Source organism: Pedobacter sp. 01N310, from assembly GCF_056399805.1.
On sequence record NZ_JBFTSB010000001.1, the window covers coordinates 317,521 to 330,948 of the forward strand.

General features: G+C 35.6%; 15 protein-coding genes. 6 read left to right on the forward strand and 9 right to left on the reverse strand.

The window, feature by feature from the left end; genetic code table 11:
* Position 1 precedes the first annotated feature (1 nt).
* From purB to AC1DNH_RS01115, 5 genes are all read right to left on the reverse strand, one after another.
* Entirely contained in the window at positions 2-1,348 is a 1,347-nt protein-coding gene (gene purB, locus AC1DNH_RS01095; RefSeq protein WP_477611388.1) for an adenylosuccinate lyase, read from the reverse strand.
* A 128-nt stretch (positions 1,349-1,476) separates the two neighbouring features.
* Positions 1,477-1,674 carry a hypothetical protein gene (locus AC1DNH_RS01100; protein WP_116251791.1) on the reverse strand — a complete coding sequence of 66 codons (198 nt, stop codon included), beginning with the start codon at positions 1,672-1,674 and terminating at the stop codon, positions 1,477-1,479.
* A 139-nt stretch (positions 1,675-1,813) separates the two neighbouring features.
* Positions 1,814-2,035 carry a hypothetical protein gene (locus AC1DNH_RS01105; protein ID WP_057934270.1) on the reverse strand — a complete coding sequence of 74 codons (222 nt, stop codon included), beginning with the start codon at positions 2,033-2,035 and terminating at the stop codon, positions 1,814-1,816.
* 130 nt (positions 2,036-2,165) lie between these two features.
* Positions 2,166-2,384: a hypothetical protein gene (locus AC1DNH_RS01110; RefSeq protein WP_057934271.1), complete on the reverse strand. Its 219-nt coding sequence runs from the start codon at positions 2,382-2,384 to the stop codon at positions 2,166-2,168.
* Positions 2,385-2,530: 146 nt separating this feature from the next.
* On the reverse strand, positions 2,531-2,749 hold the full coding sequence (locus AC1DNH_RS01115; RefSeq protein ID WP_477584380.1) for a hypothetical protein: 219 nt from the start codon (positions 2,747-2,749) through the stop codon (positions 2,531-2,533).
* Positions 2,750-2,951: 202 nt separating this feature from the next.
* Between AC1DNH_RS01115 and AC1DNH_RS01120 the strand changes: the two genes are divergently transcribed.
* The 4 genes from AC1DNH_RS01120 to AC1DNH_RS01135 all read left to right on the forward strand — a co-directional run bounded on the left by AC1DNH_RS01120 (position 2,952) and on the right by AC1DNH_RS01135 (position 5,822).
* Positions 2,952-3,518 (forward strand): RNA polymerase sigma factor, encoded by a 567-nt coding sequence (locus tag AC1DNH_RS01120; protein ID WP_477584382.1) that lies wholly within the window; start codon positions 2,952-2,954, stop codon positions 3,516-3,518.
* 6 nt (positions 3,519-3,524) lie between these two features.
* Entirely contained in the window at positions 3,525-4,619 is a 1,095-nt protein-coding gene (locus tag AC1DNH_RS01125) for a S1C family serine protease (protein WP_215127987.1), read from the forward strand.
* 161 nt (positions 4,620-4,780) lie between these two features.
* Positions 4,781-5,416: a peroxiredoxin gene (locus tag AC1DNH_RS01130; protein ID WP_215127985.1), complete on the forward strand. Its 636-nt coding sequence runs from the start codon at positions 4,781-4,783 to the stop codon at positions 5,414-5,416.
* Between the two features lie 208 nt (positions 5,417-5,624).
* Complete coding sequence (locus AC1DNH_RS01135; protein WP_029276380.1) at positions 5,625-5,822, forward strand: cold-shock protein; 198 nt, start codon at positions 5,625-5,627, stop codon at positions 5,820-5,822.
* 432 nt (positions 5,823-6,254) lie between these two features.
* On the opposite strand, the gene AC1DNH_RS01140 is transcribed toward AC1DNH_RS01135, so the two are convergent.
* From AC1DNH_RS01140 to AC1DNH_RS01155, 4 genes are all read right to left on the reverse strand, one after another.
* Positions 6,255-7,442, reverse strand: coding sequence for a class I SAM-dependent methyltransferase (locus AC1DNH_RS01140; protein WP_477584386.1), 1,188 nt, complete (start codon positions 7,440-7,442; stop codon positions 6,255-6,257).
* Between the two features lie 150 nt (positions 7,443-7,592).
* On the reverse strand, positions 7,593-8,858 hold the full coding sequence (locus tag AC1DNH_RS01145) for an aspartate kinase (RefSeq protein WP_477625084.1): 1,266 nt from the start codon (positions 8,856-8,858) through the stop codon (positions 7,593-7,595).
* Position 8,859: 1 nt separating this feature from the next.
* Positions 8,860-9,327 (reverse strand): N-acetyltransferase family protein, encoded by a 468-nt coding sequence (locus AC1DNH_RS01150; protein WP_477586003.1) that lies wholly within the window; start codon positions 9,325-9,327, stop codon positions 8,860-8,862.
* Between the two features lies 1 nt (position 9,328).
* Complete coding sequence (locus AC1DNH_RS01155) at positions 9,329-10,030, reverse strand: YggS family pyridoxal phosphate-dependent enzyme (protein WP_477610318.1); 702 nt, start codon at positions 10,028-10,030, stop codon at positions 9,329-9,331.
* A gap of 69 nt (positions 10,031-10,099) precedes the next feature.
* Between AC1DNH_RS01155 and AC1DNH_RS01160 the strand changes: the two genes are divergently transcribed.
* Both AC1DNH_RS01160 and AC1DNH_RS01165 read left to right on the forward strand, forming a co-directional pair.
* Positions 10,100-10,657 carry a DUF4296 domain-containing protein gene (locus tag AC1DNH_RS01160; RefSeq protein WP_477625085.1) on the forward strand — a complete coding sequence of 186 codons (558 nt, stop codon included), beginning with the start codon at positions 10,100-10,102 and terminating at the stop codon, positions 10,655-10,657.
* 1 nt (position 10,658) lies between these two features.
* A complete protein-coding gene (locus AC1DNH_RS01165; protein ID WP_477610319.1) occupies positions 10,659-13,037 on the forward strand; it encodes an endonuclease MutS2 in 2,379 nt (792 codons plus the stop codon).
* The last annotated feature ends 391 nt before the right edge of the window (positions 13,038-13,428 follow it).

Sequence of the window (13,428 nt, forward strand, 5' to 3'; positions counted from 1 at the left end):
ACTAGAAAACGCCAGTATAGTTAAAAGGTGTAATCGTTCTCAATTGCACCTTAACAGCTTCAGAAACTGCTAAACCTTCAATAAACTCAGCAATACTTGCTGCATTGATTTTTGAATTTGTTCTGGTTAATTCTTTTAGGGCTTCGTAAGGGTTAGGGTAGTTCTCTCTTCTTAAAACCGTTTGAATAGCCTCGGCAACAACTGCCCAGTTTTCGTCCAAATCGGCATGTAAAGCAGCTTCATTTAATAAAATCTTGTTTAATCCGCGTAGCGTAGAATTAATAGCAATTAAGGTATGTCCAAAAGGAACGCCTACGTTTCTTAAAACAGTAGAGTCGGTTAAGTCTCTCTGTAAGCGTGAGATTGGCAATTTAGCAGCGAAAAACTCGAACAAAGCATTGGCAATTCCTGCATTTCCTTCAGCATTTTCGAAATCGATAGGGTTAACCTTATGTGGCATAGCCGACGAACCGATTTCTCCAGCCTTGATTTTCTGTTTAAAATAGTTTTTAGAAATATATGTCCAGATATCTCTGTCCAAATCTATAATAATGTTGTTTATGCGTTTTAAAGCATCACATTGAGCTGCAAATTGATCGTAATGTTCAATTTGTGTAGTATGTTGCGCACGTGTTAAACCCAAAGTCTCGTTAACAAAATGGTTAGAGAAATTAACCCAGTTTACTGTAGGGTAAGCAATATGGTGTGCGTTGAAGTTTCCGGTAGCGCCGCCAAATTTTGCACTATTAGGGATGTTTTTTAAACTTTCTACCTGAATAGCCAAGCGTTCGGCAAAAACCAAAAACTCTTTACCTAATTTGGTAGGAGAGGCCGGCTGGCCATGTGTATGGGCCAACATCGGAATATCTTTCCACTCTGTAGCCAGGGCATTTATCTTTTCAATCAGCGTATTAATTGCCGGATAATAACTTTCATTCAATGCTAATTTAATAGAATAAGGAATGGCAGTATTATTAATGTCCTGAGAAGTTAACCCGAAGTGGATAAACTCTTTATAGTGCTGAAGTGATAGCGCATCGAATTTACTTTTGATAAAATATTCGACAGCTTTAACATCGTGGTTGGTTACTTTTTCAGTTTCCTTAATTTCTAAGGCATCAACTTCTGAGAAGTTTTCGTGGATTTTGCGCAATTGGGCATAAAGATTTTTATCAAAATTTTCTAAGCCAGGCAAGTTGATTTCGCAAAGTGCGATAAAATATTCGATTTCTACAAAAACACGGTATTTGATTAAGGCTTCTTCAGAAAAGTAAGCAGCTAAACTTTCGGTTGTTTTTCTGTAACGGCCATCAACTGGTGAAATAGCTTGTAGTGATGTTAAATTCATTATGCGGATTATATTTTTGCCGCAAATTTACTACAATTGATGGATTTTAAGGTCTTGATCCCTAGAAATTAATATAAAATAAAAAAGGCCTTAGAATTTCCAAGGCCTTTTTGCAGTAATAGCTAAAACTATTTTTTAGTTGTGTCTTTTACTGTAGTGTCTTTAACGGTTGTGTCTTTCACTGTAGTATCTTTTACAGTAGTATCTACAACTGTAGAATCAACTTTAGATGAATCAGTTGCGCCATCTTTTTTTTCTGATTTACAAGCAACAACGGATAGGGATAAAGCTAGAGCTAAAAAGCCCATTTTGAATGCATTTTTCATTTTTTTTAATTTGTTTGGTTTTGAAAATTAATTAATTACTAATTTATACAAAAAAGATAAGAAAGTAACCCTGTTTTCTTAAATAAAAAAGGTCGCGATGTAAAAACGCGACCTTTTTTATGTTATTTAGTAAAAATAATTAGTGTTTTACTTCTTCTTTTGTGGTAGTAGCTTTAATTGTAGTGTCTTTTACAGTAGAATCTTTAACTGTAGTATCAACAGCAGTTGTATCAGTAATAATAGTTGATGAATCTGTAACTGTTGTGTCAGCACCATCAGCTTTTTTACCTGATTCGCCGCAAGCAGCAACTGTTAACGATAGAGCTAGGGCTAAAAAGCCTAATTTGAATGCATTTTTCATTTTGATATCTGTTTTAGGGTTACTATACTGTTAATGCCTAAAATGATAAAAGGTAACCCGTTTTTTCTGATAAAATAAAAAAGCCTTTGGAAATTCATTTTCCAAAGGCTTTTCTTATAAGTAAGTTAGACTAGTGTTTAACTTCAGTTTTTTCTGTAGTAGTTTTTACAGTAGTATCTTTTACTGTAGAATCTTTTACTGTAGTATCTTTTGCAGTAGTATCAGTAACGATAGTTGAAGAATCTGTAGCTGTTGTATCAGTACCTTCTGCTTTTTTTTCTGAGTTACAAGCAACAACTGATAAAGATAAAGCTAAAGCTAAAAAGCCTAATTTGAATGCATTTTTCATTTTTGAGTATTTTTAAGTAATTAATTAATTTATCTGTTAATACCACTTATTTAAAAAGGTAACCCAAAAAAATAAAAAAAAAGTAAAAAAAGTAAAAAAGGCTCCCGATTTTACATCAGGAGCCTTTTTTTATGAGTAAAGTTAGACTAGTGTTTAACTTCTTCTTTAGTTGTAGTAGTTTTTACAGTTGTATCTTTTACTGTAGAATCTTTTACTGTAGTATCTTTTGCAGTAGTATCAGTAACGATAGTAGAAGAATCAGTTAAAGTAGTATCAGTACCTTCAGCTTTTTTTTCTGAGTTACAAGCAACAACTGATAAAGATAAAGCTAAAGCTAAAAAGCCTAATTTGAATGCATTTTTCATTTTTGAATTTTTTTAAGTAATTAATTTCTTATTAATGCCGCAAAGGTAAAAAGGTAACCCGATAATTTACAAAAAAGTTAAAATATTTTTTTTTGAGGTTTGGGTTACCGTTTGCTTTAAGTTTGTATTAAGCAATTATAGTAGCTATAAATATTTTTTTGTCTAATATTGGGTTACTATTTATAGAAAAATGTATTAACTAGTGAATAACAGTTTAAAGAGTTCAGTTCCAACAGATAGAGAGGTTATTTTAGGTATTCTAAATAACTCAGAAGATACACTTAACAAGTTATACAAGGCTTATTATGCGATGGTTTTGCAATTTATCCTGAATAATAACGGTGATGAAGATGATGCAAAAGATGTTTATCAGGAAGGCATAATAATTTTATATAACAAAATTAAGGAAGGCAATTTTGAGCTGAGCAGCAAACTCAAAACCTACATTTATTCGGTATGTCGGCGTATTTGGCTAAAAAAACTTAGCCTAAACAGTAAAAAAGCCGGTAATATTACTGATTATGAAGATGTATTTGTTGTTGAGGAAGATGTAGAGCACCATGAAGAAAAGGATGCTGCTTTTGTGAAAATGCAATCGGCACTCGATCACCTGGGCGAACCTTGTAAAACCATTATTCAGGATTTTTATATCCACAATTTATCCATGCAGGATATCTGCGAAAAGTTTGGTTATACCAATACCGATAATGCAAAAACGCAGAAATATAAATGCCTGCAAAGGTTAAAGAAAATATTTTTTCAACCATAATTTGAAATGAGAAACGATTTGGAGTTAGATGCAATTATTGAAGATTACCTTTTAGGTAAACTTAATGCACAGGAAACTGAAGCTTTTGAACAGTTACGTCGTAATGATGCCACAGTAGATCATAAAGTAGTTTCGCATAAGTTCTTTTTAGAATCTATGGGAACATTTGCTGAGCAGTTGCGCTTAAAAGAACAGTTAAATCACATTCATTCAGAAATTGATGTGGAGGGTTTGGCTTCTACACTTAGGCCTCATCCATCACGTGTGGTTCAATTGTGGCGCAAACATAAATCTGCAATTGCAGTTGCAGCATCTTTCGTTGTACTCTCTCTGGTTTCTATTTACTCTATTCAGCATAATACTCAACAGGCAGAGCGTTACAGGCAGTTAAGCAACCAGGTAAATAATGCTATTAAAACACAAAATAGCTTAATCAGAAATATTAAGCATAATAATACAACTTCTGGTAAGCCAAATGCTCAGAATAGTTTTGGTGGTACTGGTTTTGCCATTTCTACAAATGGTTACATTTTAACCAACCTGCATATTATTAATGGCGCTGATTCTTTATATGTGCAAAACAGTAGAGGAGAATCGTTCAAGGTAAAGTCAGTTTACACAGATCCTCAAAACGACATTGCAATTCTTAAAATAAACGATAAACACTTCAGTAACTTGTCATCTATTCCATACACCATTAAAAGGAATACAAGTAACATTGGTGAAATTGTATATACCTTAGGTTATCCAAAAGATGATGCTGTACTTGGAGAAGGTTACGTGAGCTCTAAAAATGGTTTTATTGGTGATACCACTCAGTATCAAGTAGCCATTTCAGTTAATCCGGGCAATAGCGGTGGTCCTGTTTTAGATAATAACGGAAATTTGGTAGGTATTATTAGTGGTAAGCCAGATCAGACTGAAGGTGCAGCTTTTGCCATTAAATCAAAATATATTTTAGAGGCAATGAGGGCCATTCCTCAGGATTCACTAGGCGTAAATAAACTTTCTGCCAACAAGAAGAGCTTGCTGTCTGGTTTAAAACGCACCAAACAGATCGAAAAAATACAGGATTATGTATTTATGATAAAAGCATACTAACGCAATACCCCAAACAAATTAATATTCTTAAACCCTGAAGATTGATTCTTCAGGGTTTTTTATTGGAATTGTAATTTGGAGGTCTTAAAATAATATTAAATCTATGTATTTAGTATAGTATTGTTTAGATTTGTTTTAGTCAAAATTAAATTAATAATATCATGAGTATAAGATTAGGCGATACCGCACCGAATTTCAAGGCCAACACATCCATTGGCGAAATAGATTTTTACGATTATTTAGGCGATAGCTGGGGAGTATTGTTTTCTCACCCTGCCGATTATACCCCTGTTTGTACCACAGAACTGGGTAGAACTGCAGCTTTAAAAGGTGAATTTGAAAAAAGAAACGTTAAGGTTTTGGCCTTAAGCGTTGATTCTGCCGAGTCGCATAAAGGATGGATTAATGATATTAACGAAACTCAAAATACTTCTGTCGAATTTCCGATTATTGCAGATCCGGACAAAACAGTGGCAAATCTCTATGATATGATCCACCCAAATGCTTCAGAAACTTTAACAGTTCGTTCGTTGTTCGTAATCAGTCCTGATAAAAAGGTGAAATTAATCATTACTTATCCAGCATCAACAGGAAGAAATTTTAATGAAGTGTTACGTGTGATTGATTCTTTACAGCTTACAGCCAATTATAGTGTGGCTACGCCTGCCGATTGGAAAGATGGAGAAGATGTAATTGTGGTAAACAGCATTAAAACGGAAGATATTCCAGCTAAATTTCCTAAAGGACACCAAGTAATTAAACCATATTTACGTACTACACCTCAACCAAATAAATAATTCGAAAATTTTATTTAATAACGCAACATTCTTGTTGAATGGCCAGAAATAGCTTGCATTACATTCATAATTTATTATATTTGGTAGTTTTGTTTCAATATTAACGCTTAAACTGGTTGTTTTATTCATATTAATACTCAATTGGTTAAATGAAATTCTGATCAAGGCGTAAAAGGTTTATTTATTTTATACAATTTTTTATTTTTTTATGGCAACCGGAAAAGTTAAATGGTTTAACACTCAAAAAGGCTTTGGATTTATTGTACAAGAAGACAATAAAGACTTATTTGTACATTTTAAAGATGTTTTAGGTGGAATCGAAAGCTTGAAAGAAAACGATACAGTAGAATTTGAAGTAGCTGAAGGCAGAAAAGGTTTACAGGCAGTAAATGTTAAGAAAGTTTAAGCAATAATATAAAGATTATTTCTTCATCACTACAAAAAGCCTTTCTATTGAGAGGCTTTTTGTGTTATATAGCTTTGTCATTCTGGCCGCAGTGAAGAATCTGAGTTAAGCGTATCTTAGCTGTTTTTCTTTGCTAATCATGAAGTAATTTGTTTTTTGGAAAGCAACTGTTGTGGTAATCGGTTCCGATAGCCCCGCCCTTTGCTTAATCCCGATTGAAATGCTGTACAAATAAAAATAAATGTTAAATCGGGATAACGCTGTCGGTCGGGTTTATTTTACCCCAGATGGTTGTACTATGGGGATCGTCATGCTGAATTTATTTCAGCAACTTTCCCGCTATTAATACTCTGAAATGAATTCAGGGTGACGTTACTAATGCTAAAGTATCTAAAGAATCTTTCTTACGGACATATTGTTAATCGAACTAGATTAATAGTACTGTATAATCAACGTTTTAACAACGATGTTTTCTCCATTGCCCACCTTGGTGAAAATTAAAAACTGATTTTGATCTGCTTTTATTTTATATTTCTTAACCAAATCTTCGGGCTTTGCCGGATAGTTCCGCACAATCACATTTCCTTTTAAATTTTCTTGTTTCTTAAGTGCCGCGGTAGTAAGTACAGCTTCAATTTTAAATATCCTGCCTGGGAAATCTTTATTTACCATAGCCGAACTAAACAGCTGTGTTTGAGGATGTAGTTTTAAAAGATTGTAAGTTGTGCCAATTAAATTAAAAGCGCCCGATTTTAGTAAAGCAGCATCTGGTTCGTATAAGTAATCACCAGTGTTTAAATCGTCAATAAACTGAATTGAACCATTTGAAGCTGATCTGTAAAAGGAAAAATCTTTTTCAATCCCGTTATTTAGGGTTACAGCTATAATTTTCGTATCACCATTGTAATCTTTATCAATGATCCATAAGAGTTCTTTGCATTCATTTTTTACACTCACAATATGAATCTCGCTAACTTGTTTCAATTCTGATAATCCTGCTGAAATATCAAGTAAAGGAGCAGTTTTGACGATTATTCTCGATGATTTTTCTAATAAGGCATCCAGATTACTTGCAATGTCGGGTGTACAGTCTTTTAGCATAAAAACTTTGCCCTTTTCGGCCCTTCGGGCAGGATCTACATAAATCGTATCAAATGATGCATCACTGGTCTGGAGGTAAGCAATTCCGTCTTCTGCTTTAAATTCGATATTTGCTATATGTAAAGCCTGCGCATTATGTTTAGCTATTGCGGATAGTTCAGGGTTAATTTCGCAATGTGTAACCGCTTTTACCTTTTTAGAAAAGTAATAGCTGTCTATCCCGAAACCTCCGGTAATATCAATTAAAGTATTGCCTTTAGCTAGTTTAGATTTGTATTTAGCGGTAATTTCAGAAGAAGTTTGTTCAATGGATAATACAGGAGGGTAATAAATACCTTGAGTGTTAAACCAGGTGGGTAATTTTTTTTCTGATTTTTTTTTTGCGGTAATTTGTGTGGCCAGTTCGGCTGCAGTAATACCCTCGAACGGACTTTTTGCTAAAGCAATCTGATTCACATCTGCATTTAAATTTGTGCTGATATAGTCTTTTACGGCTTTGGCTAAAAGTTTATTGTTCATTGTTTAAATTCAGGTCCTTGTTATGAGGGTAGGCGGTATTGTCAGTCTGAGCCTGTCGAAGACCTGCAGGTAATCTCAAATAAATAAGATACTTGTCCTTCGACAAGCTCAGGATGACAATATTTTTTTAAGTTAATGATATTATAAGTTTTAGACCCTATTCTTCATCACCATCTGGCAAGTATGACGGCTTTTAACTTCCAATAAAATATCCTTATCAACCGTTACACGATCAATAGTTTGTTGGTTATAATAGCGGATGGTTACCAGTTCCAGGCCCTTATTGTATTTTACTGTAAATTCTTGAGAGAGGTCTTTGATCAGTTTTTCAATTTGAGTAGGATGATCATCAATGCTTACCGAAAAGCTGATAGCAGAATTGAGCATGGTATTGATTTTGATCCGGTGTGTATGGAAAAGCTCAAAAATATTGCTCAGGTTTTCTTCGATAATAAAAGAATAATCTTTTGGGAAAATTGAAATCAACGCCTGGTTAACCTTAAAAATAAAAGAGGGGATAGGCAATGGGTTATTTTCTTTGGTAATTGCTGTTCCTGAGCCTTCTGGTTGGATAAATGACCTTACAAAAAGCGGAATCCCTTTGTTTTGAAGTGGTTTTATTGTTTTTGGATGGATTACGGTTGCGCCATAATAAGTAAGCTCTATTGCATCGTGATAAGAAAGCTGTGCAATTTTCTCTGTTTCATCAAACCATTTCGGATCTGCATTTAATACGCCGGGAACATCCTTCCAGATGGTTAGTGCTGCAGCATCTAAGCAGGAAGCAAATATGGCTGCCGAATAATCAGAACCTTCCCTGCCTAAAGTTGTGGTGTAGTTTTCGCTGGTGCCGCCAATAAATCCTTGTGTGACAATAATGTTGTCGGTTAAGAGTGGTAATAAGTCTTTTTTTATAATCTGATTGGTTTTTGCCCAATCTACTTTTCCTTCGCGGTAGGTATTGTCAGTCTGAATATAATTCCGTGCATCAGCCCAAAGGGCTTTATTACCTGTTTCATTTAACCAGGCTGCCACAATTTTTGTAGAAACCACTTCGCCGATAGATACAATCTGATCGTAAATGTAATCAGCGTTGTTATCCGGTTCATCTTCAATCAGCCAGTCAATTTCAACAAATGTGTTAGCCACATCATCATAAACAGGATTGGCTTTGCCTTGAAACAGCTCATCTATAATGCTAAAATGGAAATGTTTAATCTCATCAAAAATTGCATGCGCTTCATCACTTTGTGATAAGAATGCCTGCGTTAACTTTTCCAGTTTATCAGTAATCTTACCCATCGCCGAAATCACAATCAGTAGATTCCCTTTTTTGTAATCGCGGACAATATTGGCCAGATTTTTCACTCCATCTGCATCTTTTACCGAGGCACCACCAAACTTAAAAATATCCATATTAAAATGCCTTGATTTGTTCTTTAGAGAAAGCTGCGTTTAACCAGCCACTTTCTAAATGTGCTTTATATTTATTGTAGAAGTTTATTGCCGGCTCGTTCCAGTCTAATACTTGCCAAACCATGCCGCTATAATTACCGTTTTTAGCCTCTTCTATCACTTTTTCGAATAATACTTTACCCAGGCCTTTTCCTCTAAATTCTTCTGTTACGATAAAATCTTCGAGATATAACCTGCATCCTTTCCATGTAGAGTAACGTGTATAGTATAATGCGAAGCCCACAATTATATTATTTACTTCGGCTACGTAAGCTTTCCATACCGGGTTTTTGCCAAAACCAGCATCGATAAAGTGATCTAAAGTAACCGTTACTTCTTCAGGGGCACGCTCATAAATGGCGAGCTCATTAATTAATTCCAATATTCTTGGACAATCTTCTGCAGTCGCAAATCTGATGTTAAAATCCATATTAATTGGTCGTAATATCGTTTTTGAAATGTTTGATTACCCTTTTTCCGAAAATACTGCTGCCAATGCGCACCATTGTACTTCCTTCTTCAATTGCAATTTTATAATCTGCACTCATTCCGGTCGATATTTCTTTAAAAGCATTGTCTTTGCGGAAAAAACTCACTTTAATGCCATCAAAAAATACTTTTAGTTCGTGAAATTCGGTCGTAATCTGTTTTTCGTTCTTGGTATTGGTGGCAATGCCCATTAAACCCACAATACGGATATTTTTCAATTCGGCTAAGTCTTCGGCACGTAGCAATTCGATTACTTCATCAAAACCAAGTCCGAATTTAGTGTCTTCATCTGCAATGTAAACCTGTAATAAGCAATCAATTACGCGTTTGTTTTTTGCCGCTTGTTTATTGATTTCCTGTAGCAGTTTCAAACTGTCTACCCCATGAATAAGTTTTACAAAAGGGGCAATGTATTTTACCTTATTACTTTGTAAATGGCCAATAAGATGCCATTCGATATCGTTTGGAAGTTGCGCCTGTTTATCTACCATTTCTTGTACATGGTTTTCTCCAAAAATGCGCTGTCCGGCGTTGTAGGCTTCTAAAATTGATTCTACTGGTTGTGTTTTTGAAACGGCAATTAGTTTTACCCCGCCTGATTCAACTTCGCTTTTATATTGTTTAAGATTATCAGCTATGCTCATTTATAACTATTTTTGGTAAAATTAATAACCTTGCCGCAATTTGGGCAAAAAATAATATTTAAATTAAGCATGAAGAGATTAATATGGGTTTTAATGACAGCTATATTATGGTTTGGTTGCAAACCTGGTATACCTGATGGCATTATTAAACCTGATAAAATGGAAAAGATTTTATACGATATGCACATTGTTGATGGCTACCTTTCAAGCATTTATGTAGTAGATTCAGCAAAGAAGGTGGCAGCAGCTTATTATAAAGGGATTTACAAAAAATTTGGTACAGATTCTGCCGAATATAACAAGAGTTTAATATGGTATAATACCAACCCTGTAGCGTTAGAGGCGATGTATAAAAACATACAAAAATTGTTAGCCAAGCAAAAAAAGGGAACGGCATTAGCTGATCTGATAATAAAGAAAAAAGCATTTAAAGCCGACTCTTTAGTGATAGCAAAGAAATTTAAGGCCGATTCTCTTGCGATCAGAAAAAAAATGAAACCAGATTCTTTATCGAAGGTTAAAGCAGTTGCTGAAATTGCAAAGAAGAAAAAACAGGCCGATTCATTAATTAATATAAAAAAAGCTGGCGTATCGGAAGTAGTTCCAAGTCCAGCTATTGTACAATAGTATGTTATATCCCGAAAACTGTTTAGAACGTTTAGGTTTTGTTGAGATCAGGCAACTGATTAGCAAACATTGTTTAAGTCCGATGGGGCAAACAATGGTAGAGAAGATGCAGGTGATGAACCGTTTTGATCAGATTGATAAGTTTCTACGTCAAACAAACGAGTTTAAAAGTATTCTGCAAAATCAGGAACCACTACAGATTAATACCTTTTTTGATATTAAGTCGCTGGTTGAAAAAATCAGGGTTGAAGGCACTTATCTATTGGAAGATGAGTGGTTTCAGGTATATACTTCGTTGCATACTGTTTTCTCGGTACTCCGTTTTTTCGAAGAACGTGCAGAAGTATATCCTACATTAGAAGCTTTATTTGAGCATCTGCCGATCGAAAAAACGATCCTTCGTAAAATAGAAAGCGTTATAGATGCCAAAGGAAAGATCAAACCCAATGCATCAAAAGAATTGCAGGAGATTACCTCTGCCATTTCGAAAGCTGAACAAGATGTGCGTAAGCGAATGGATTCGATCTACAAGCAGGCGATTGCCAATAACTGGGTTGCCGATGGTAGTTTAACCATTCGTGATGGTAGAATGTGTATTCCGGTTTTGGCCGAGAACAAGCGTAAACTCAAGGGCTTTGTACACGATGAATCGGCAACAGGGCAGACGGTTTACATTGAGCCTGAAGAAGTATTTACCTTAAATAATAAGCTGCGCGACTTAGAGTTTGACAAACGCCGGGAAATTATTAAGATTTTAATTGCGCTAACGGACGATTTGCGGCCGTATTCGCCACTATTGCTTTCTTACCATGGTTTCCTTACCAAACTGGATTTTGTTCGTGCAAAGGCTTTATTTGCGATGGATATTGAAGCAGAAATGCCCGGTTTGTTAAAAGAGCCTAAAACCAAGCTGATTAATGCAAGGCACCCTTTATTATCGATTTCATTTGCCGCCGAAAAGAAAACGGTTACACCTTTAAATATCCATATAGATGCCGAAACCCGGGTGGTATTGGTATCAGGACCAAATGCAGGCGGTAAATCGGTTTGTATGAAAACCGTTGGCCTTTTGCAGATTATGTTGCAAACAGGTTTGTTAATTCCGGTTGATGCGAATAGTGAAGTGGGTATTTTTGAAAATATTTTTGCCGATATCGGCGATGACCAATCGATAGAAAGTGATTTAAGTACTTACAGTGCACACCTAAAGAAGATGCGCTATTTTGTAGAGCATGCTTCGCCAAAAACGATGGTGCTGATTGATGAGTTTGGTACCGGAACTGATCCGCAGTTTGGGGGACCAATGGCTGAAGCTGTTTTAGAGGTGTTGAACAATAAAAAGGTGAGGGGGGTAATTACTACCCATTATTCTAATTTAAAGCTTTTTGCAGGTAATACACCTGGTTTGGAAAATGCATCAATGCTTTTTGATAATGCCAAAATGAAACCGCTTTATATTTTGGAAATGGGTAAACCTGGTAGTTCTTATGCATTCGAAATCGCTCAGAATATTGGTTTGCCAAAAGAGGTAATCGAGCTGGCCAAAGAAAAAACAGGATCTAACCAGAACCGCGTAGATACTATGCTTGTTGATCTGGAGCGCGAAAAGAAAAATGTTTACGATGCCAAAGTAAGTTTAGCCAATCAGCAGAATAAAGCTAAAAACCTGGTTGCCGAAAATGAAAAGTTGAAAAGCTTTTTAGAGGAGAATAGAAAGGTACTGATTAAAGAGGCGAAACAAGAGGCGCAGAATATTATTAAAAATGCCAATAAACTGGTTGAAAATACCATCGCTGAGATTAAGGAAAAGCAAGCTGATAAAGAAGTAACTAAAGAACTCCGCCAGAATTTGCAAAAAGAGCTGGTTAAAAATACTATTCCGAAAGAGCGCCCTAAACCAGTACAGGTAATTGTTGGCGGTGAAATTGAAATTGGTGATTTAGTGAAATTTACGGATAGTGAAACCATTGGCCAGGTTTTAGAAATTAACCGCAATGAACTGATTTTGGCTATTGGCGATTTACGATCGACTGTTAAAAAGAACCGTGTTCAAAAGGTGAGTAACCGTGAAGCTAAAAAAGTAGTTCAAAGCAGTGCAAATTCTTTTGCAGGGCGCATGAATGATGCCGTATCTGGTTTCAGGGCCGAACTTGATCTTCGTGGAAAACGAACTGAAGACGCCCTCTTTGAAGTAGAGAAATATTTAGATAAAGCCATTATGCTCGGCTTTCCGTCCATTAAACTGATTCACGGTAAAGGCGATGGTATTTTGCGTAAAATGATCAGAGAATACCTGCGTAAATATAGTCAGGTAAATAGGATGGAAGATGAACATGCTGATAGAGGCGGGGATGGGATTACTTATGTGTATTTGAATTGATGTTATGGCGTTTTAGCGTGGTGTCGGATGCTACAATCTGACATTGTAAATAATATTTTGCGATAAAAATCACAAAGCTATTTATGCACTCGTTAAAGACGACGGAAACACGGGGATAGCTGTGGTATTGGATGTTTACGATCTGAAATTCTCGTGTAGGCGTCATTCCCAACTTGATTGGGAATCTTAATGCCTTATAATACTTGAGTCTAAGATCCCCGCATGCGCGAGGATGACGATAAGGGGTAAAATACTCGTGTAATCGTCATTTCGACCGCAGTGTTCCAAAGGAACTCCTTCGATGGAAAAATCTTTAAATATGATGTTAAGCATCTTTAAAAGATTTCTCGGCTGCGCTGTGCTTCGCTCGAAATGACGTCCGCCCAGTAAA